Raw genomic sequence first — 19,334 nt, 5'->3', positions numbered from 1 at the left:
TCCCCCGAGGAGAGCCGGATGCTTATGAGAGCGAGAGCACGAATTTCATATAAAAAACAGACCCTGCTGATCCTGCTGCTACTGATCGTTCCCTTTCTGATTTGCCTGCTTTTATACAATCTGTATACGGCAAATACGGTGGTGAACGCCAATATATTGCAGGAGAACAAGAGCAAGCTCCGTGTCTACTCCTCGTCCTTCGAGAAGAATCTGTCCAATATCCATGCCTTCATGTCAACAACGGTAGCGAACGATACGAATTTCAAGGTCCTGGGCTATAAAGTGGGGAAATTAGACGCCTTCCTGTCCGCCAATGAGATCCTGGAGAAAAGCAAAAATGTCATGTCCATGTATGATATCGTTACCGGTTTTTTTCTATATTCTGCCCCTAACGGACTGATGTGGAACGAATTTCAACTTAAAACCGAAACGATGAACCGCCCAAAGCTGACAGAAGAAGTGCAGGGGATGATGCAGCAAGGGGATTTCACGCCTGCCGGGTGGTTTGTGCGCGAGCTGAATGCTGAATCCTATCTGGTCCGGGTATTTGAATACAAGCAGGCTTACTTCGTGTCCATCATCCACTTGAACAGAGCCGCCCAGTTACTGAATGTCGACGGTTCGGCGAATGCCAATGCGTTGCTGTTTGCTTCCGGGGACATGCGTTTGTTGACGGCCGATCCCGATTTAGATCCTTCAGCGCACGTATTGACAACGAATAGCAGCGGCAAGCCTTATGATACAACGAAGGTAGGAGAGAAGAAGTACCTGTTCATTCAGAGCGACTTCGGGGTGAGCGGGGTGAAGATGGTGTATCTGGTGGCGCTGCGGAGCATCTGGGCCAATATGGACTCCAAGCAGTTATCGCTGCTGTTCTCCTCGATCCTGTGTCTGCTCCTTGTACCTCTAGGTTATTATCTGCTCAACCGTTCCTTTTTCTCTCCGTTTAAGGGCATGGTCCATACGATGAACAGTATCAAAGACGGTAATTTTGACGTAACCATGAGCAATCAGTCGCCGATTCTGGAATTTGAGCAGATGAGCGAGACCTTTAATGAGATGCTCCAGGAGATCAAGTCGCTGAACATCAAGACCTATGAACAGATGCTGGAAGCCCAGCTTGCCACCATGCAGTATCTGAGAATCCAGATCCGCCCGCATTTTTATCTGAATTGCCTGAACAACCTGTATGCCCTGGCCCAGAACGGAGACTATAAGCAGATCCAGGAGATGATCCTTCTGCTGTCAGGGTATCTGCGGCATATGTTTCAGGAATCTCCCTATTTTGTCTCCCTGGCGGATGAAATGCGTAATACAGAGACGTATGTGGAGCTGCAACGGATGACGCAGTCCATACCGATTTATTTCTCGGCGGATGTGGTGGACGAGCTCCGGGATTTCCCCATCCCCCCGATCACGATCCTGACGTTTGTTGAGAATTCCATGAAATTCGGGATGTACCAGAACAAGTCCTTGATTATCCATGTGAAGGTCAGGCTGCTGAAGAATGACGCAATGAACTATGTCAACATCACCATTCTGGACAACGGGAAGGGCTTCCCGGAGGAGGAGCTGAACCGCCTGAATTCGGAGCAGACCGGGGAAGACTCGCAGCATGTGGGAATCAGCAATGTGAAGCGCCGCTTTTATATTCAATATAAGGGCAAGGCGATTCTGTCTTTCTCCAACTCCAACGGCGCATGTGTGGATATATTCATTCCGTATTCCGAGCCCGAATCCCAGGCGGAGCCTGAGACGAACAATGGGGTGGTCTAGATGATTGTGCTGATTGTGGATGATCAGATCAATATTGTGGAGGGTATCTATTCAGGGATTAACTGGAAATCCATCGGGGTGGAACAGGTGCTGAAGGCATTCAATGCCCTGGAAGCGAAGGAGATTCTTAAAAGCCAGATTGTCGATATTCTGCTCAGCGATATTGAGATGCCCGGGGAAAGCGGTCTTGACCTCCTAAGATGGGTGCAGGAGAAGCAATATGAGCTCATCTGCCTGTTCCTGACCTCTCATGCGGATTTCGAGTATGCGAAGGAAGCGGTTCAGCTGGGCGGGCATGACTACATTCTTCAGCCGGCCAAATATGAGGATATTGAGCAGTCCATCATCCAGGCGGTCCGCAAAATTAAGGGCAAACGCGAGACCGAGAAATACTCCTCCTACGGGAAGCTGCTGTTCAATAACAGTGAGCGTATTCTGCAGGTTCTGCTGAAAGAATGGTTCACAGAGAATTCTACCCATGTGGAGCATTTCCTGGCAGATATGAGAAGCTTCAATATTCCGATTAACGAGAGCAGTAAGGTGTACTTGACGTTAATCGATATGATCAGCGACCGTGATTCCTATAGTGTATGGGATACCCCTACCTTATCCTATGCCTTGTCGAATATTATTACGGAGCACTTTGACGCTTACAGGCAGCAGATTCTGCTGATTCCCGTGGAGGGGCAATGCTTCTTATGTATCATTTTCTCCCGCGAGAACGAACTGGTCAGTACCTGGATTCTTAAGCAGCAGCTGGACAGCTTGAGAGAGTTCATGCAAAAGTATTTCAAATGCAGGATTGCCTGTTATTCCGGCTCCTCCCTGTCTATCGATATGCTGGGCAAGCGGTTCACAGAGCTCCACAAAATGAAGGAAGACAATGTTACGTTCCTGGATGACGTATTCATATGGAATCAGGATCAGATGCTACCGCAGAATGCAAGCCATGCTGAGGATATACATCTGTGGAATCAATTCCTCGGCAAGGGATCGCCTGAGCAGATCCTGAGTCACGTGCTGTCCTTTCTTAGACAAAGGTCGGAGGAAGGGGCTCTGAATGCGGAACGCCTGAAGCGCTTCTACCAGAACTTCATGCAGCTGCTCTCCCATATGACAGGGTATATGGACATCTCCGTCAATGATATCTTTGAAGGCAGCGAATGGCTGGACAAGTCGCTTCATTCCTATTCCAGTGTAGCGGACATGGAGAAGCTGATTCAATATGTGATGGAATATTTCCAGAGTGTGGCCGTATCCAAGCAGGATGCGCAGCGGCTGGTAGATACGATCATCCAGTATATCCGCAGCAACATAGAGATTGATATCCGGAGGACGGATATTGCCGATGCTGTCCATCTGACACCCAATTACGTCTCGCGGCTGTTTAAGAGTGTAATGAATGTCTCCCTGAAGAGCTTCATCATCACCGAGAAAATGAACACGGCGCGAACGCTGCTACGGAACACAGCCCTGCCCATCAGCATGGTTGCGGCCAAAGTAGGCTATGCCAATTTTTCGCATTTCACGCAAGCCTATAAATCATTCTTCGGCGTAATTCCCATGGAGGACCGGCAGAACTGAAATTCTGAACGTTGCCCTTACTGGTTATCAAACCGGGGGCAACGGCTGGAAGTCCCGATAGGCTCTGGAGTTACGGCGGCGAAGCCCCGGCCTTGGCCTGCCGCTGGTAATTTCGCGGTGTATACCCGGTCACTTGCTTGAATTGCCGGCAGAAATGCTCCACATTCGGATAGCCGCACCGTGCTGCGATATCAGCGATGCTCTCTGTACTGTGGATGAGGTATTCCTTGGCCATGCGGATGCGGCTGTTAATGACATCCTCCATACAGGAGAGTCCGAAGGTTTTTTTGTAGATATTCTGAAGATAGCCTGAACTGATCTCCAGCACACCGGCCATTCTGGCTACGGTCCAGTACTCCCCGGGATTGGTCTGAATGGACGTGCGCAGCTTCAGCAGCTTGTAATATTGCGGAGTAATATTGTCCTGGAAATAGGATTCCCACAGCTTGTTGAACAGTGCGCGCAGGAGCAGATCGATGGAAGAGGCTTTACAGTCCCCGCCCATATGATGCTCGCTGGCCAGCAACTCAAGCAGCTTTTGGCAATAGTCAGGGTCGCTAAGCGCAAAGGGAATGCCCAAGGGAAGCGGTGATTCCGTAACATAAGGCTCACTTGATTCAAAACGAATCCAGTCATTGATGAACTGGCCGGTGCAGGCCTGATAATAGACCTTCTGCTGCGGCTGGTAGAGAACTACGCTGTGCGCAGGGTATTGCTTGAGTCCGCCATGCACCCAGAATAGCGCCGGAGTCTTGGTAATGACCAGGAGCCAATGCGCACCGGCTGGAACATCTACAACGAAATTCGAAGCGTGTGTTGTATTGCACTCGACATAGTGAATAAGGGCCATTTCCATCCTCCTCCCGGCAAACATGCTTAATTATAGCATGGTTTTTTTGTGTTTTTGTCAATGCCGGATAAGTGAAGTAAAAATGTGAGCGTTGTCAATAAATAGGTGCCTCCCCCATAATGAAAGCGTAACCAAATAAAGACCACAATAATTGAACTGGGGGTTGACTATGAACACAGGTACAAGAAAAGGTCAGAGCCTACTGAAGAGTACTTCCATCCTGTTGTTGTCTGCACTGCTGTTGTCCGCTTGCTCGGGCAAGCTGGAATCCGGTAACGGAGGCAAGGAAGCGGCAGCCGGTAATGATCCGAAGCCAAGCGCAGCTGTTGATGAGAGTCCGCTCGGCAAATACGATCCTCCGATTGAGCTATCGTTCGTCAGAGATCTGAGCGATGTGGTAGAGAATAACGTGCTTGGCGTATTGAAGGATGAGACGATTGATAACAACCGCTGGACCAAGCTGTATGAGGATCAGCTCGGCATCAAGATCAAATATAACTGGATTGTGAAGGGCAGCCAGACCTCGGATCAATATTTGCAGAAAATCAATGTCACCCTGGCCTCCGGGGATCTGCCGGATGTAACGCCGGTCAACGCCACCCAGCTCAAGCAGTTGGCCGATTCGGACCAGCTTGAGGATATGACGGCGTTATATGGAAAGTATGCTTCCCCGTTCACCAAGAAGGTGCTGTCGGGAGAAGGCACAAGTGTATTCGATGCTGCGACCTTCGACGGCAAGCTGATGGCTATCCCGAGCCTGGAATCCTCCATTGAACGCTCGATGTATATCTGGATTCGGACAGACTGGCTGGAGAAACTCGGTATGCAGCCGCCGAAGACGATGGCGGATGTCCTGGCGATCTCTGAAGCGTTCGCTGATAAGGACCCTGACGGTAACGGCAAGAAGGACACCTATGGCCTTGGCATCACCAAGGATCTGTGGGGCGGGGCCATGGGACTGGAAGGCTTCATGGCCGGGTATAATGCCTATCCGAACATCTGGCTGGATGATGGAACCGGCAAGCTGGTCTACGGCAGCATTCAGCCGGAAGTGAAGAAAGCGCTCCAGGTGCTGCAGGATATGGCCAAGAAGGGCCAGCTTGACCAGGAGTTCGGTGTCAAGGATGGAGGCAAGGTCTCCGAGCTGATCTCGGCCGGCAAGATCGGGATGGAATACGGCGAGCAGTGGAATTCCATCTGGCCGCTGCAGCTCAACCGTGACAATGATCCCAAGGCGCAGTGGCAGGCCTTCCCGATTGTCTCGGAATCGGGCGACACGCCGAAGGTGCCGCTGAAGTTCAGCACAACCCGCTTCTTCGCAGTCAAGAAGGGCGCTGCCCATCCGGAAGCGGTGATCAAATTGTTCAACCTGCATGTCGAGAAGAACTGGGGCGAGACGGCCGAATTCGATAAGTACTATGCACCGCCGGAAGCGGAAAGTGTCTGGCAGCTGTCTCCGGTTACGCCGTATCCGGTCACGAAGAATGTAGATGCGTTCCGTGAGATTGATGCTGCCCGCAAGGCTGGTGACTTCTCTACACTGAAGGGTGAAGCCAAGACGATCCAGGAGAAGCTGGAGTCCTATGCTTCAGGTTCAACGGAGGGCTTCTCCCTGTGGGGCTGGGAGCGGATCTATGGAGAGCAGGGCTCCATGGGCATAGCTGACCAGTATATCAAGAATGACCAGTTCCTGCAGGAGAAATTCGTCGGCGCTCCGACTCCGACTATGGTCGAGCGCAAGACAACGCTTGAGAAGCAGCAGAATGAAATGTTTGTCAAAATCATTCTGGGTGACCCTATCGATAAGTTCGACCAGTTCGTGAAGGACTGGAAGAAGCTGGGCGGGGATCAAATTACGCAAGAGGTCAACGAATGGTACGCAGCGACTAAGAAATAAAGCGCCCCTGGAGGAAGAAAACGACCTTTTCTTCCTCCATTCCATTCTTGCCTGCAGATGTGGAGGATAACGATGAGAACAAAACTGCGAAAAGAACTGCCGCTTCATTTGATGCTTTTGCCGGGACTGGTGATGATCATTCTGTTCTCCTACGTCCCCATGGCCGGTGTCATGATTGCATTCCAGAAATTCATCCCTGCCAAGGGCTTGTTCGGGGATCAAAAATGGGTGGGCCTCGATAACTTCGAATATGTGATGAACCTGCCAAGCTTCACACAGGTGCTGTGGAATACGCTGTTTATTTCGAGTCTCAAGCTGATTCTGGGCCTGATTATTCCGCTGGTATTCTCGATTCTGCTGAACGAGCTGGCCAGTAATGTAATCAAGCGTTCCGTACAGACAGCGATCTATCTGCCGTATTTCTTGTCCTGGGTCGTGCTTGGCGGCATCTTGATTGATATTCTGTCTCCATCGGGCGGGATTGTGAATGAATTCCTCGGATGGTTCGGTGTCTCCAAGATATTCTTCCTCGGCGACAATGACTGGTTCCCCTTCACGCTGATTGCTTCGGATGTGTGGAAGAACTTCGGTTACGGCACGATTGTATATCTGGCGGCTATTACGGGCATTGATCCCGGGTTATATGAAGCAGCTACCATTGACGGTGCGAACCGCTGGCACAAGACCTGGCATATTACCATTCCGGGCATACGCATGGTCATCGTCCTGCTGTCGGTACTCAGTCTGGGTCAACTGCTGAACGCGGGCTTTGATCAGGTCTTCAATCTGTACAGTCCACAGGTCTATGAGAGCGGGGATATCCTGGATACCTTCGTCTACCGGATCGGTCTGCTCGACGCACAATACGGCGTAGCGACTGCCGTCGGCTTCTTTAAATCGATCATATCGCTTACCTTAATTTCCAGCTCGTATTTCCTGGCCTACCGTTTCGCCAAATACCGGATTTTTTAGAGGAGGGAGATCCCTTGCAGCAACAGCTAACGCCTAAACAGACAGACATCACTACTGTTCACCGTTCAAAAAAGTTTGACGGGATATCGGTGCTGAACGCCACCTTTCTCATTCTGGTCTCACTGCTCTGTATCCTCCCGCTTATTCATATTATAGCGGTGTCCTTCAGCTCCAGCGCGGCCGCCTCCGCAGGGTATGTCAGGCTCTGGCCGGTAGATTTCACCTTCGCCTCGTATATGTATACGATGAGCCGCACAGAATTCTGGCAGTCAATGCTTGTATCGCTGACCCGGATCGGGATTGGGACGCCGCTGAACTTGTTGCTGACGATCCTCGTGGCCTACCCGCTATCCAAGGAATCACACGCTCTGCGGTTCCGCAGCGTCTATGCCTGGGCCTTCTTCGTCACGATGCTGTTTAACGGCGGGCTGATCCCCTGGTATACCACGCTCAAGGAGTATGGCCTGCTGGATTCCATCTGGGCGCTGGTGCTGCCCGGTGCAGTTCCTGTGTTCAGTGTGGTGCTGCTGCTTAACTTCTTCCGGGAGATTCCGAAGGAGCTGGAAGAGGCGGCGCTGATTGACGGGGCCGGCCACTTCCGGACGGTCTGGTCTATCTTCGTGCCGATCTCCAAGCCTGCGCTGGCTACACTGGCCTTGTTCTCAATGGTGGAGCACTGGAACAGCTGGTTCGACGGCCTGCTACTCATGGGGAATCCGGCCAACTATCCGCTGCAGAGCTATATTCAGACGATAGTGATCCAGCAGAACCTGTCGAATATGTCGCGTGATGCCATGCTTGATCTGGCGCTGATCTCGGACCGGACGCTGAAGTCTTCCCAGATCTTCCTCGGCTCCCTACCGATTATTCTGGCCTATCCGTTCCTGCAGAAATATTTCGTGAAGGGGATTGTACTCGGCAGTGTCAAAGGTTAACCTCCCGGAAGTTATGCATAAGCCTGCGGCTCTCCCCGGATTCAGGCTATAATGGTGAAAATGATTGCTGGGGGCCTGGGATTGTTGTTCAAAAAGGATTACTCACTGCGCAATACGATATTTCTGCGGCTGATTGTGACCTTTCTGCTCATTATGCTGCCTATTCTTGTCTTCGCCGCTTATCTGTATCAGTGGATTGTGCAAACGGCCAGCAGCGATATCCGAAGCTCGGCCAGCGCGCAAACCGTCTTCTACTTAAATGATATGGAGAATGAGATCGAGCGGATGAAGCTGCTGCAATACAGTCTGCTGGAGGATGAGGATCTGAACAAGCTGGCTCTGACCTGGGAGACGCTGCCGACCATTGACCGCACGGAGAATCTGAATTCGCTGATGAAGCGGCTGTTCATCGTGCAGAACAGCAGCACGTATATCAAGGACGTCAGGGTTCATATCATGACTATAGGCCGCACTATCTCATCAGTTGGCGGCGTGCGTGAGATTGAACTGAAGCGCTTCCGCGAGATCCGCTCGGTCTTCGGGGACCGCCGTTCCCAGGTGATTGAGTGGGATGGCGGCCTGTACCTTAGTGCGATGAAGCAGCGGGGCATCAAGGGGGCGGAGCCGCTGCTGACGGTTGAGATTGAGCTGGACACCCAGGAGCTGCGGGCGGCGCTGGGCCAATTCAATACGTATCCCGGCAGTGGAACGCTGTTGCTCTCCCATAGTGCGAGATTCGCGCTCTACAGCATGACCGGCGAGCTGGCGCAGGCGGAACCGTCCCAGTATGCCCGGGATATCCGCGCGGTGGCCTCCGGGGAGAGGCTGAGGATCGCAGGTGCGCCTTATTATATCGTCCAGACCGGCTCACAGGAGCTTGGCTTGTCCATCTACCGGATCATCCCGGAGGCTATTATCAAGAATCCGCTGAGCAAATTCTATACCTGGGCCTGGGTGTTCGCCGTGGCTGCGCTTGCCATCATCATTGCTTTTGCACTATCGACCTACAAGTTCATTCATAAGCCGATGCTGACGCTGGTGAAGAGCTTCCGGAGAATGGAGCAGGGTGATCTGGACATTCATATCCAGCATGAGTCGAAGGATGAATTCCGTTATCTGTACAGCCGCTTCAACCAGATGGTGAGCAATCTGCACTCCCTGATCGACCAGGTGTACAAGCAGAAGATTATGGCCCAGCGGGCAGAGCTGAAGCAGCTGCAATCACAGATTAACCCGCATTTTCTGTACAACAGCTTCTTCATTCTGAACACAATGGCGAAGACCGGCGATACCGAGCGGATCGAACAGCTTACTACGATGCTGGGGGAATACTTCCAGTTTGTCACCCGTAACGCTTCCGATCTGGTGTCATTGGAGCAGGAGATTCACCATGCAAGGATGTATACAGAGATTCAGGCCATGCGCTTCTCCCGCAGAATTGGGGTCCGGTTCGATGCCTTGTCAGAGGAGCTGAAGAAAGTGTCCGTTCCGCGGCTGATTGTGCAGCCGATTATTGAGAACGCGTTCAAGCACAGCCTGGAAAAGAAAGCCATGGAGGGCCTGATCATTGTCCGCTTCGCGCAGGAAGGCCCGGATATCCGCATTATCGTTGAGGATAACGGGGACCGGCTGAGCGATGACATGCTGGAGCAACTGAAAGAGTCCCTTAATGTCTATCAGGAGCAGGCGGAGACCACCGGCCTTGTGAACATTCACCGGCGCATCCGCATAACCTTCGGGGAAGAGAGCGGCTTGCTGGCAGACCGGAGTGAGCTGGGCGGACTAAGGGTAACCATCCTGCTTAGAGCTGGAGGTGAGAATGCTGATGTACAGGATGCTTATCGTTGATGATGAAGAGATTATCACAGATGGACTAGCGGTAATTTTCGGCAAAATGGAGCTTGAGCTGGACATCTACAAGGCCTACTCGGGCTGTGAAGCGCTAAATCTGCTGCACCGGACCCGGGTGGATATTGTCCTGTCTGATATCTGCATGCCCGAGATGGACGGACTGGAGCTGATGGAGCATATCCGCCGGAGCTGGCCGCAATGCAAAATCGTCTTCCTGACCGGACACAGCGACTTCAATTATGTCTACCAGGCGATTCAGGCTCCGGGCGTCCAGTATGTGCTCAAGAATGAAGGTTATCCGAAGCTGATTGAAGCGGTGATGCGTGCGCTACAGGAATTGAACGACACCATGCAGGTGAATGATCTGATCCGTGAATCCAAGGAGCAGCTGAACACGCTAGAGACCTTGGCACAGGGCGATTATTTCCGCCATCTCATTCACAGCGTCAAGGCGGATCAGGATATGGCCGGGGACTTCGTCCGTCTGAACATTCCGCTGGATGCTTCGCGGCCGGTGCTGATCGCTCTGGGCAGTATCAGTGATCCTGAATCCTCGCGCACGTATATGGACCGCCGGGAGACAGCGCTTGCGGTCAAGTTCCTGTCGGAGAAGCTGCTGAAGGAGCGGACGGTCAGCCTTGGGGTTATCGACCGGTACGGTGACCTGATCTGGCTGATTCAGCCGGGCGGGACGGGAGAGGCTTCGCAGCCGGAGGATTTGGAGCAGATGATTAAATTTCTGGAAGGCACCTTCGAGCTGATTCAGCAGTCGTGCAGGGAATCGCTGGAGGTCGGGATGGCCATCACTCTCAGTGCGGAGGAGTCTGCCTGGTCCAGGCTTCAGGTAGTGTACGATAAAGCGAGGCAGGTTCAGCATTACCGGGCAGGAGACGGAGAGCGGATGGTGCAGAAGGTGCAGCTGAATGAAGCGGCGGCGCCGGATACCATGCGTGACCGGTTCATGCAGGGCAAGGTGGAGACTCTGGCTGCACATCTGGAGGCGGGCCGTAAGGAGGAATTCCTCCGGCTGTTCGGGGAGATGGCTGAACCTGCTGGGCAGGAATGCACGCGGGGCAACCCTTATTTGACTGAGCTGTATTACACCATTGCTCTGATGCTCATGTCGTATACGAACAGATGGGAAGCGGATCAGGAGATCGGGGCAAGCGGGCTGATGCAGCTGGAGGTCCACCGGACATGGGGAGAAGCCTTCCGCTATCTGGAGGACACCGCCGGGAATCTGTTCTCTGTCCGCAGGAGCGGCGAGCAGAAGCGGGCGGCGGGTGTTATCGACCGGATCTGCATATATATAGAAGAGAATCTCGACCAGGACCTGTCGCTGGTCCGTCTGGCCGATGTGATCCACTTCAATCCTTCCTATCTGTCCCGCCTGTTCAAGCAGGAACGGGGAATTAATCTGTCCGAGTATATCGAGGAGTTGCGCGTCCGCCAGGCCAAAGATCTGCTGCGGAGGGGGGAGCTGAAAGTGGCGGAGGTCGGCTCGCTAATCGGCTACGTCACCCCGCAATCCTTCACCCGCGTATTCAAAAAGTGGACCGGAACCACGCCCCAGGAATACCGTATGGATGTGGTTGGCGGGTAAATGTCCTGCGCTCGTGGCTGGCGGCCACGAGCGAGGGTGGAGCAGGGGAGAGATAACGGGGAAGGCCCATTGGGTGAGAGCGACAGGATGAGAGACGTAAGAATGAGATACATTGGATGAGAAATATTAGAGGAAGATATAGTCGCTCCTTCGGATGGATGGCGTTGCCTCCATCGTCCGGGGGAGCGATTGTTCGTTGAGGAGAGTAAATGAGAGGGATAAATCCCATTAATGCAGCCAAAAGTCGGCTGGACGGGCGAATGAAAGGGATTAATCCCATTAATGCAGCCAAAAGTTGGCTGGATGGGCAAAAAGCTCCACAGCCCCCTAAAGAAGTTGGAGTCCTCCCCCACAAAAATGTAGACTAGATATAGGAGGAGGATGAACGGTATGGGACACTTAACAGGAACAAGAGAGAAGGCTGCGCAAGAGGTGTTGTCTGGCATTAAGGCAGCGGTGGTTGCCCGAAAGTATGGGGTGACTCCATCGACGGTGAATCAGTGGGTGAGGGACTACCGAGAGGCCCATGGAGAACAAGATCATCCGTATCCTCAGGAGCAGGTGGAGGAACTGAAGCGCCTCCTGGACGTGGAGCGGAAATACGAGAAGGCCGTCAAGATCCTCGGCGAAAAGGAGTTAGAGATCGAGATTCTGCGTGAACTGCTAAAAAAGCCAACCCCTGCTTATCCGAAAAAATCGAGGTAGCCGACATGTTCATTAAGCAGGGGAATACCGCAGCGTTGGTACTACGTCTCGTGGGGCTAGCAGAGTCTACGTATTACGACCGTAAGAAACGCAAGAAGCAGGAGGCACAGGCCGTACCCCAGGGGCGCGGAAGACCCGTACCCGGCTATTCCCTGACCGAGTCTGGAGAGAAGATTAGCGACGAGGAAATCCAGGAATGGCTGCTGGAATTAATCGCTGGAGAGGAGCACGTGTACGGGTACAAACTGCTGGCCAAGTGCTTGTGGAACCAGCACGGGCTGAGGCTCAATCACAAGAAAAGCTACCGGCTGTGTCAGGCGCTGGATATCCTGCAGCCGCAGCGTCACAAGCGTTTTAAGCATCCTCGGAAGCTGCCGGAGAACCGGGTCATTACAGGGGCGGGTCAACTCTGGCAGATGGACATTAAGTACGGTTACGTGGCGGGCCAGGGCAGGCATTTCTTTGTCCTGAGCATTATCGATGTGTTTACCCGTGTCATCGTCGGCTACCACCGCGGATCGTCGTGTGAGGCCAAGCACGCCTGCCAGACGCTGGGACGTGCCATGGAGCAACACTGCGCCCCTGACAGCGCACGCCCGGTGATCCGCACCGACAACGGCCCACAGTTCGTCAGCCATCTGTTTGGCGACATGTGTGAAAGCTGGGAAATGACCCACGAACGCATTCCGCCTCGAACGCCGGATTTAAATGCTTTTATTGAATCGTTCCACAGTAATATCGATCGGGATTTATTCCGCAAAGAAGCCTTCAACACGTTCGAAGAGGCCTATGAAGCGGTGGACCGGTACATGGACTTTTACAACAATCGCAGAATGCATACAAGCCTTCGGAACATGCCGCCAGTTACCTTTGCGGAGTGGGTCCAGACTCTAGAAGACCGCTCCAGTTTCTTCTGGCCGAGAGAAAAAGCGAAATAAAGAGCATATCTACAACAAGTACCGATTTTATACGGAGGACTCCGGGATAAGGGGGTCGCACCGAAAGAAAGGGATAAATCCCATTAATGCAGCCAAAAGTTGGCTGGATGGGCGAATGAAAGGGAAAAATCCCATTAATGCAGCCAAAAGTTGGCTGGATGGGCGAATGAAAGGGAAAAATCCCATTAATGCAGCCGAAAGTGGGCTAGATGGAGAAATGAAAGGGATAAATCCCATTGATGCAGGCGACAGTGATGGTATTAGAGTAACGAGGAGCACCGCAAGTGCCCCTGATATCGGCAGAAGTTAGCTAAATGAGTGAATGAGGAGCAGAAGTGCCCCTGATATTGGTTGAAGTTGGCTAAATGAGTGAACGAGGAGCAGAAGTTGGCTAAACGAACAAATCAGGAGCACAAGTGCCCCCGATTTCACTCTACATAGTCCATCTGCCCCGCCAGAAGTAAGCCAATGGAGGACAGTGAGGCCAGCTTTAGTTAGTTTCTTTTATAAGTAAATCCGATAATTCCCGCTCAGCGCCAGCATGGTGAAGAAGTATAGACAGTTGTCGTAATACCGCCGTTCTCCGGTGCGCAGCGGAGTGTCCCAGAATAGCTTGACGAAATGCCCGGCATCCGGGCCATCGGCGGCAAGCGAGGCCATGGCCAGAGTGGATAGCAGGCCGACCGGATGCAGCGAAGGCTCGTCGAACGGCTGACCGTCAATGGTATACCGCCGGTAATCAGCCGGATCGATATCGCGGAAGAAAGCCTGAATGCGGTTAGACTGCTCTACCTGCCAAGGATCGCAGCGGAACCATTCATAATCCAGCCCAATGTTGGCGGCGACCCGGTAAGCATCACTGAAGAAGTGGCGGAAGTCGCCATGCGGTTGAGGTTCCGCCGGAGTTCCGTCATAGTTGGCGTATTCCGGCGACAGCCCGGTAACCGGGTGGCAGGCCAGATGCAGGTAATCCCGACTCCGAGCAGCGGCATCCTTCCAGAACGCCCGGTCTGCTTCATCCGCTTGCAGCGCAAACAAATCATAGAAATGCGGCAAATGATAGGAGGGATCGCTGAACGGAGTCTCCGGGATGAACTTGATCAGCCGGGTCTCCGGGTCCCACATCGGATGGCCTTCCCCGTCTTCTCCCTTGTGCACACAAGCGCGGAGAATGATTCTGGCCTGCTCGGAATAATTGAATGGCGCGGCCCCGTCACCCCAGCGGCGGGAAGCGAAGAATAGTGCCATCGCGAAGAACTCTTCTCCATCCGGCGCGGGGCCGGGAGACAACCGTGTACCATCCAGCTTGCATTGCCAGGCGAAATAATCCTTATATCGGCCCTCCGTATGCTGCATGAATACCTTGGCGAAATTCCAGAGCCGGTCGAACTCCTCCTTTTTATCCATCTGAACCGCCATCATCATCCCGTAGGACATGCCCTCTGTGCGCACATCGGTATTGCCTGTATCTACGATATAACCCTTATCCTCATCCATAGTATGATAGAGCCGGACATCAGGGGCGCCGTAGAACATTTCGTTCCAGGTATCTTCCAGCCGCTGCTGAATCGCCTCCGGACGCAGTCCGTTCTCAAGGAACAGATTTCTGTACTCCCCTGTGTAAAAAGAGCCCTCTGTAGTATTCATCATAACATCCTCCAGGTGAATTTTATTTTGCCCAAGTATATCATAAGCGGCAGTATAGAGATTAAAGCGTTTTCCAGATATTTTATAGAGGATTCCGGCTCCAGCCCATTATCTAAGGATAGATCAAGCTTAGGTGTCTATATGTCATGGACTTCACGCCAAAAGCTTCTCTATACTGATAGGGACATGCTGCAAGATGAATAACAAGGTAAGGGTGATAGAGCTATGAATGAGGTTGCAGAGCTAATGAAGCTTACAGTCTACACGCGCATACCGAACCAGGATTACACCGGGTCTCTCGCCAACAGTGTTCATATGGCCTGTGCAGATGACACTAATGAATTTCAGCCCCTTAACCGGAACTATGGCCTATTATTTGCCGTGGCCACCGTGGATGAGAACAATGTGATTCATGAAAAAGGACTCAAAAACCCCTATCTGTTCCGTACACAGGATGGTGCTTTCGGGATGATTGCGGTAAGGATTGACGCCTCGGGGGAGGATGACGGGGAGAGCAGGGGGCAGATTCTGCTGTGGACCTCGCCGGATCTGGTGACCTTCGATGTCCAGCGGCTTGTCCGGCTCGATAATGAACGCTATGTAAAAGAAGCCGTCTGCGCACTGGACAGCACTGGCGGATATGAGATCCGCTGGCAGGACAATGACGGCAGCTATTATGTGAACCGGCTGGCCGATCTGCGGAAGCCGGAAGGGATCTCGCCGCCGGAGCCTGCGGAAGCTTACACAGTAGAGCGGCCCGCTCAGCCGCTGCCCGGAACCCGTCCGGGGAATGTGCTGACTGTAGACGGTCCCGCCGGCCGCAAGGTTCAGGCGGCCTGGACCCCGGTGCATAACACCGGTATTCGCGTGGCGGAACAGGTCAGTGTCCACTCCGCCGGCGAATTGACAAAGGTCAGAGCCACAGCGCTATATTCTGACGGCTCCACTGCCGATAAGCGGGTGGCCTGGGATACCGCAGGGATTGATTTCACCTTGCCGGGAACACATACCATACATGGCAAAGTGGTCACTCATGACTTGCCGTTCCCGTTAGCAAGCGGCTATGCAGACCCGGTGATTCTCCCCTGGAACGGCAGGTATTACTTCCTGGCTACCAATGACAATGTCAATAATATCGGCATCTATGTCCGCGTGGCAGATACCTTGCAGGACTTATTCGCTCCGGGCTTCCAGGAAGCCGTTATACTGGACCTGAATGAGGAGCTGAACTTCATCCAGACCTTCTGGGCACCGGAATTCCATGTCATCGGCGGGGAGCTGTACATCCTGTTCGCTGTTGGCGGCAAGGTATGGGGACCGCAATGCCATCTGATGAAGCTGAACCCCGGCGGCGATATTATGAAGGCCGGGGATTGGAGCACGCCGGTCCGGGTGAAGCGGATGGACGGTACTCCATTGGCCGCAGACGGCATTACGCTGGATATGACTTATTTCAAGGCAGACGGCACCTCCTGTGTAGTCTGGTCTTACCGCAAAGGGATCGGAACGCCGCTGGATACCGGCTCCATGCTATACATCGCCACTGTAGATGAAGCGAACCCGGCGGTATTAACCAGTGAACCGGTGCTGCTGTCGCGTCCTCTGCTGGGGTGGGAGAATGTTCAGGGCACGATTAATAACGAAGGCCCGTATCCGCTCCTGACGGAAGATACCGTGTATATTGCCTATTCCGGGGGGGCGGCAACGGGATATACCTATGCGGTGGGCTGGTTAAGCATTCCACGGGGCGGCGATGTTCTGGACGCCGGTGCCTGGAGCAAGGCGGGCACGCCGGCACTTTCTTATTATTCGCTGGACGGGGTGTATGGCCCGGGGCATAATTCCTTTTTCCAGGATACAGATGGTACTACGCTAGTCCTCTACCACGGGGAAGAGCAACTGGTGAAGCATGGAACGAGATGCTCGGCGATCCACAGAGTGCATTACAACAGTAACGGAGTTCCACTGCTCGATGTGGCCGGGGAGAGAGATGTACATCCGGATTACGCCGACTGCACGATACAGGTGACAGTGCTTGCTTAGTCTGGAGTCACGGCCATCCGAGAATGAAAAATTAACAACGACAATCTATATAACAAATGGAGGATGTTAGAATGACACAACAACAAGGATTCAACCCCTATCTGCCTTCCTGGGAGTACGTGCCGGATGCGGAGCCTTATGTTTTTGAAGGAAGAGTATATGTCTATGGTTCACATGACCGGTTCAACGGACACGCCTTCTGTCTGAACGACTATGTCTGCTGGTCAGCGCCGGAGGACAATCTGGGCGATTGGCAGTATGAAGGGGTGATCTACAAGACGACAGATGACCCGCTCAACCCGGAAGGCAGCATGTGTCTCTATGCACCGGATGTGACGCAGGGACCGGACGGGCGCTACTATCTCTACTATGTACTGGACAAGGTTTCTGTCGTATCGGTAGCGGTCTGCGATAAGCCGGGCGGCAAATATGAATTCTACGGCCATGTAACCTACGGGGACGGCACGCGTCTGGGCGAACGGGAAGGCGATGAGCCGCAGTTTGACCCGGGGGTATTGACCGAAGGAGACACCACTTACCTGTACACCGGCTTCTGCGGATACGGCGACAAGTCCAGACACGGCGCGATGGCTACCGTACTGGGTCCCGATATGCTTACGATTATTGAAGAGCCTGTGTTCGTTGCACCGAGCCAGCCTTACAGCCAGGGGACCGGCTTCGAGGGCTATGAGTTTTTCGAGGCCCCTTCCATCCGCAAAAGAGGGGATATCTACTACCTGATCTATTCCTCCATCTCGATGCATGAGCTGTGTTATGCCACCAGCAGTCATCCCACCCGGGATTTCGTGTATCAGGGAGTCATTGTGAGCAACTGTGATCTGCATATCGATACGTATAAGCCTGCGGACCGGACGATGTATTACGGCGGCAATAACCACGGCAGCATCGTGGAGGTTAATGGAGCGTGGTATATCTTCTATCACCGGCATACCAACGGGACCGCTTTCTCGCGCCAGGGCTGCATCGAGCCGATTACGTTCCGTGAAGACGGCTCCATCCCGCAGGTGGAGATTACAACCTCCGGCCCGAACGGCGGCCCGCTGGAAGGACGCGGAGAATATCCGGCTTACCTGGCCTGTCATTTGTTCACGAAGGATCAGGAGATGTATACCGGAGGGTTTGGCAAGGTGGGTGCGTGGATGGACAGCAGGTTCCCGAAGATTACCCAGGACGGCAGAGACGGAGACGAAGAGGTTGGTTATATTGCCAATATGACGGAGTCGGCGACCGCCGGATTCAAGTATTTTGACTGCAAGGGGGTTAGCCGGATCTCCATCAAGGTGCGGGGATATTGCCATGGGGAGTTCCAGGTGAAGACGGCTTGGGACGGACCTGTGCTTGCTTCTATTCCGGTAGGCTTCACTAATGTCTGGAAAAAATATGCTGCGGAAGTGGCGATTCCGGACGGCGTGCAGGCCTTGTATTTCACATACACCGGAGGCGGCGGCGCTCAGTTTGCTTCATTTACACTGGAATAGACCGGAGGCATCAGACCAGGCATGACACAGACAGCAGGACCAGGGAGTGTGTTCCCGGTGCTGCTGTTTTGTCGTTCACATCGTAGAGCGTACACTCTCAACCTGCTGCTACACGCCGGAAGAATACCGGGCCTTGTATTCTGAGGGGGTCATGTTCATATAATGCTTGAACCATTTGGAGAAATAGCTGACATGCTGGTAGCCTGACTCCAGTGCAGCCTCCAGCACATTGTATGATCCGCTGCGGAGCAGACTGGCCGCCTGGCTGATGCGGATATAATTCAGATACTCCATCGGGCGCATCCCTGTCTGAGCTTTGAAAAACTTGCAGAAATGCGAGCGGCTCAGCGCTACCACGGCGGCAAGCTGATCCAGCTCCAGCCTGTCGCGGGAATGCGCCTCCATATAGCTCAGCACCTCCCGGATCTGCCGGTTATATTCCCGGCCGTGCCGGGTCTCCGCGGCCGGGTTCAGCGTGGTCAGCCCGTATTGATAGCTGTCTGCGATGAACAGCAGTAAGAGCGCCTTCAGGCTCATTTCGTATGCCCCGGGCTTACGCTCATAGCGGCTTAACAGCTCCCTGATCAGCTGAAGCAAGGGGGAGTGGGCGGCATCTGCAGCAGATAACAGAGCGGGAAGCCGGACCTTCCCTTGCAGCACGGGGTCCAGGAACAGCTCCTGGACCCGGTCGGGCTGCGGCGAAGACAGCCAGGAGCCTTTGAACACGATGGAATAATAACAGGTGCCGCCCATTGCGGTGTCCATGCCCGAATGAAGCTCACCGGGATGAACGATCAGGGCATCTCCAGCCTGAATGGAGAACTCGCGGCTCTCAATATGGAAGGTAGCGTTGCCCTCTGCCAGATAGATCATCTCCATTTCGTTATGCCAGTGCACCGGAAGAATGGAATGCACGCGGGCCTGATGCTCCACCCGGTAGATATGCAGCGGGAATTCCGGCTGGCCGTGCAGCTTGTTCTCCCGGTAACGGTGTTCGTACATGATGCCCTCCTCTGAATCGCTATATTGTGATG

At 53.3% G+C, this 19,334-nt stretch carries 15 protein-coding genes; 12 read left to right on the top strand and 3 right to left on the bottom strand.

The window, feature by feature from the left end:
* Nucleotides 1-24 precede the first annotated feature (24 nt).
* Both MKY64_RS15275 and MKY64_RS15270 read left to right on the top strand, forming a co-directional pair.
* Nucleotides 25-1,776 (top strand): sensor histidine kinase, encoded by a 1,752-nt coding sequence (locus MKY64_RS15275; protein WP_340954001.1) that lies wholly within the window; start codon nt 25-27, stop codon nt 1,774-1,776.
* Nucleotides 1,777-3,360, top strand: a complete 1,584-nt coding sequence (locus MKY64_RS15270; protein ID WP_340953998.1) for a response regulator transcription factor — start codon at nt 1,777-1,779, stop codon at nt 3,358-3,360.
* 70 nt (nt 3,361-3,430) lie between these two features.
* Here the strand turns inward: MKY64_RS15270 and MKY64_RS15265 are convergent, their stop codons facing one another.
* Nucleotides 3,431-4,210 (bottom strand): helix-turn-helix domain-containing protein, encoded by a 780-nt coding sequence (locus MKY64_RS15265; protein ID WP_340953996.1) that lies wholly within the window; start codon nt 4,208-4,210, stop codon nt 3,431-3,433.
* 169 nt (nt 4,211-4,379) lie between these two features.
* Between MKY64_RS15265 and MKY64_RS15260 the strand changes: the two genes are divergently transcribed.
* The 8 genes from MKY64_RS15260 (at nt 4,380) to MKY64_RS15225 (ending at nt 13,421) form a co-directional block, all read left to right on the top strand.
* Nucleotides 4,380-6,107 carry an extracellular solute-binding protein gene (locus MKY64_RS15260; RefSeq protein WP_340953994.1) on the top strand — a complete coding sequence of 576 codons (1,728 nt, stop codon included), beginning with the start codon at nt 4,380-4,382 and terminating at the stop codon, nt 6,105-6,107.
* Between the two features lie 72 nt (nt 6,108-6,179).
* Complete coding sequence (locus MKY64_RS15255; protein WP_036724972.1) at nt 6,180-7,079, top strand: ABC transporter permease; 900 nt, start codon at nt 6,180-6,182, stop codon at nt 7,077-7,079.
* A 47-nt stretch (nt 7,080-7,126) separates the two neighbouring features.
* Nucleotides 7,127-8,014 (top strand): carbohydrate ABC transporter permease, encoded by an 888-nt coding sequence (locus tag MKY64_RS15250; RefSeq protein WP_051478002.1) that lies wholly within the window; start codon nt 7,127-7,129, stop codon nt 8,012-8,014.
* 81 nt (nt 8,015-8,095) lie between these two features.
* On the top strand, nt 8,096-9,862 hold the full coding sequence (locus MKY64_RS15245) for a histidine kinase (protein WP_036724971.1): 1,767 nt from the start codon (nt 8,096-8,098) through the stop codon (nt 9,860-9,862).
* The gene (locus MKY64_RS15240; RefSeq protein ID WP_340953992.1) at nt 9,840-11,468 is read left to right on the top strand and encodes a response regulator transcription factor; all 1,629 of its coding nucleotides are present in this window, start codon (nt 9,840-9,842) and stop codon (nt 11,466-11,468) included. Before MKY64_RS15245 ends, MKY64_RS15240 begins: the two co-directional genes overlap by 23 nt.
* 390 nt (nt 11,469-11,858) lie before the next feature.
* The gene (locus MKY64_RS15235; RefSeq protein WP_339313488.1) at nt 11,859-12,173 is read left to right on the top strand and encodes a helix-turn-helix domain-containing protein; all 315 of its coding nucleotides are present in this window, start codon (nt 11,859-11,861) and stop codon (nt 12,171-12,173) included.
* A gap of 5 nt (nt 12,174-12,178) precedes the next feature.
* Nucleotides 12,179-13,111, top strand: a complete 933-nt coding sequence (locus tag MKY64_RS15230; protein WP_340953990.1) for an IS3 family transposase — start codon at nt 12,179-12,181, stop codon at nt 13,109-13,111.
* Nucleotides 13,112-13,226: 115 nt separating this feature from the next.
* Nucleotides 13,227-13,421: a hypothetical protein gene (locus MKY64_RS15225; RefSeq protein WP_340953988.1), complete on the top strand. Its 195-nt coding sequence runs from the start codon at nt 13,227-13,229 to the stop codon at nt 13,419-13,421.
* Nucleotides 13,422-13,615: 194 nt separating this feature from the next.
* Here MKY64_RS15225 and MKY64_RS15220 read toward each other — a convergent pair whose 3' ends face one another.
* A complete protein-coding gene (locus tag MKY64_RS15220) occupies nt 13,616-14,758 on the bottom strand; it encodes a glycosyl hydrolase family 8 (RefSeq protein WP_036724968.1) in 1,143 nt (380 codons plus the stop codon).
* 225 nt (nt 14,759-14,983) lie between these two features.
* Between MKY64_RS15220 and MKY64_RS15215 the strand changes: the two genes are divergently transcribed.
* Complete coding sequence (locus tag MKY64_RS15215; protein WP_340953983.1) at nt 14,984-16,801, top strand: family 43 glycosylhydrolase; 1,818 nt, start codon at nt 14,984-14,986, stop codon at nt 16,799-16,801.
* Nucleotides 16,802-16,872: 71 nt separating this feature from the next.
* On the top strand, nt 16,873-18,300 hold the full coding sequence (locus MKY64_RS15210; protein ID WP_340953980.1) for a family 43 glycosylhydrolase: 1,428 nt from the start codon (nt 16,873-16,875) through the stop codon (nt 18,298-18,300).
* A gap of 108 nt (nt 18,301-18,408) precedes the next feature.
* Here the strand turns inward: MKY64_RS15210 and MKY64_RS15205 are convergent, their stop codons facing one another.
* Nucleotides 18,409-19,302 (bottom strand): helix-turn-helix transcriptional regulator, encoded by an 894-nt coding sequence (locus MKY64_RS15205; RefSeq protein ID WP_340953976.1) that lies wholly within the window; start codon nt 19,300-19,302, stop codon nt 18,409-18,411.
* Nucleotides 19,303-19,334: the final 32 nt, after the last annotated feature.

This window comes from Paenibacillus sp. FSL R7-0210 (assembly GCF_038009085.1).
In the GTDB taxonomy this organism is placed as follows: Bacteria; Bacillota; Bacilli; order Paenibacillales; family Paenibacillaceae; genus Paenibacillus_AQ; species Paenibacillus_AQ silagei.
The sequence above is the reverse complement of the archived record's forward strand: the minus strand, read 5'-3'. Positions and strand labels throughout refer to the sequence as shown.

What these genes read in the sequence shown, in the direction of transcription:
- MKY64_RS15275 (WP_340954001.1), top strand. Translation starts at nt 25, where the DNA reads ATGAGAGCGAGAGCACGAATTTCATATAAAAAACAGACCCTGCTGATC.
- MKY64_RS15270 (WP_340953998.1), top strand. Translation starts at nt 1,777, where the DNA reads ATGATTGTGCTGATTGTGGATGATCAGATCAATATTGTGGAGGGTATC.
- MKY64_RS15265 (WP_340953996.1), bottom strand. Translation starts at nt 4,210, where the DNA reads ATGGCCCTTATTCACTATGTCGAGTGCAATACAACACACGCTTCGAAT.
- MKY64_RS15260 (WP_340953994.1), top strand. Translation starts at nt 4,380, where the DNA reads ATGAACACAGGTACAAGAAAAGGTCAGAGCCTACTGAAGAGTACTTCC.
- MKY64_RS15255 (WP_036724972.1), top strand. Translation starts at nt 6,180, where the DNA reads ATGAGAACAAAACTGCGAAAAGAACTGCCGCTTCATTTGATGCTTTTG.
- MKY64_RS15240 (WP_340953992.1), top strand. Translation starts at nt 9,840, where the DNA reads ATGTACAGGATGCTTATCGTTGATGATGAAGAGATTATCACAGATGGA.
- MKY64_RS15235 (WP_339313488.1), top strand. Translation starts at nt 11,859, where the DNA reads ATGGGACACTTAACAGGAACAAGAGAGAAGGCTGCGCAAGAGGTGTTG.
- MKY64_RS15230 (WP_340953990.1), top strand. Translation starts at nt 12,179, where the DNA reads ATGTTCATTAAGCAGGGGAATACCGCAGCGTTGGTACTACGTCTCGTG.
- MKY64_RS15225 (WP_340953988.1), top strand. Translation starts at nt 13,227, where the DNA reads ATGAAAGGGAAAAATCCCATTAATGCAGCCAAAAGTTGGCTGGATGGG.
- MKY64_RS15220 (WP_036724968.1), bottom strand. Translation starts at nt 14,758, where the DNA reads ATGAATACTACAGAGGGCTCTTTTTACACAGGGGAGTACAGAAATCTG.
- MKY64_RS15215 (WP_340953983.1), top strand. Translation starts at nt 14,984, where the DNA reads ATGAATGAGGTTGCAGAGCTAATGAAGCTTACAGTCTACACGCGCATA.
- MKY64_RS15210 (WP_340953980.1), top strand. Translation starts at nt 16,873, where the DNA reads ATGACACAACAACAAGGATTCAACCCCTATCTGCCTTCCTGGGAGTAC.
- MKY64_RS15205 (WP_340953976.1), bottom strand. Translation starts at nt 19,302, where the DNA reads ATGTACGAACACCGTTACCGGGAGAACAAGCTGCACGGCCAGCCGGAA.